General features: G+C 57.4%; 1 protein-coding gene. It reads left to right on the forward strand.

The window, feature by feature from the left end:
• Positions 1-83 precede the first annotated feature (83 nt).
• A partial coding sequence (locus AC1DT3_RS20945; RefSeq protein WP_477467124.1) for a peptide ABC transporter substrate-binding protein occupies positions 84-1,445 on the forward strand: 1,362 nt, incomplete at its 3' end.

Here is a 1,445-nt window from a genome sequence, read left to right on the forward strand (position 1 = left end):
GTTCATGGAGTCACGCTGTAACGGTGTCGCCCCTGCCGGGGCCCAGGCAGGCGCTTCAAAGATCAACAAGGATTCACTCTCCCATGTCCTCTCGGAAACCTAAATTGCTCAGGGCCTTTCTCGGTTCGCTCATGATCGTGGCTGCTTCGGGCGCGGTGCTCGCGGCCCCGGCAGGCGGTCGCGACCAGCTTGTCATCGGCGTCACGCAATATCCGTCGAATCTCAACCCGAACCATGAAGCGATCACATCGAAGGATTACGTCCTCGGTTTCGTCTTCCGACAAGCGACTGCTTTCGACGGAAACGGGCAGAATCTCTGCCTCCTGTGCACCGAGTTTCCCACGATCGAGAACGGCTTGGCCAAGCTGGAAACCCGCGACGACGGTTCGAAGGGTCTCGCGATCACGTTCAAGATTCACCCCAAAGCCACTTGGGGAGACGGCGTTCCCGTGACCGCCAAGGACGTATTGTTCACATGGAATCTGGGTCGCCAGAAGGAAGCCGGATTTCTTAGTCTCGACGCCTTCGATCGCTTCGGAAAAATAGACGTGGTCGACGACAAGACCGTGATCCTGCATACGAAGACCATCCGTAGCGACTACAACGAACTCGGGCGCTTTCGCATCCTGCCGGAGCATATCGAGGGGCCCATTGTTCAGAAAGTCGGCGTGGCCGAATATCCTAAGCAAACGGCCTATAATCGCGCGTCGACGACACCCGGTCTCTACAACGGACCATACTTGATCAAAGAGGTTCAGTCCGGCGCTACGATCGTGCTCGAGCCCAACCCGCACTGGTACGGCAAGGCGCCGCACTTCAAGCGTGTCGTCGTCCGAACCATCGAGAATTCCGCAGCTCTTCAGGCCAACATACTGTCGGGCGACGTCGACTTCGCACCTGGCGATGGCGTCGGATTGACGACTGACCAAGTGCTGGAACTGGAGAAGGCGCACAAGGACAAATTCGATTTCATCTACAAGCCCAGCTATACCTACGAGCATATCGATCTGCAGAAGAACAATCCCATTCTTCAGGACAAGCGGGTTCGGCAGGCCTTGCTGTACGCGGTCGATCGCAAATCATTGACGGACAAGCTGTTCGATGGACGTGAGCCGGTCGCGGATGGTTTTCTGGCGCCAATCAGCCCGCTCTACGCCAACGATACGGTGAAGTTCGCATTCGATCCGAAAAAGGCGGCTGCGCTTCTCGATGAGGCCGGCTGGAAAGTCGGTCCGGACAAGATCCGGGTCAATGCTCAAGGCCAACGATTGTCGCTGGATTTTGGTACGACATCAGGAAACAAGGTTCGTGAACTCGTCCAGCAGGTGTTGCAGAGTCAGTGGCGCAACGTCGGCGTCGAAGTCGTGATCAAGAACGAGCCGGGACGAACGTTCTTCGGTGAAACGGCACGCAAGCGGACCTACGGCGGCCTGGCCCTCTATGCC

Source organism: Microvirga sp. P4_G7 (genome assembly GCF_056401005.1).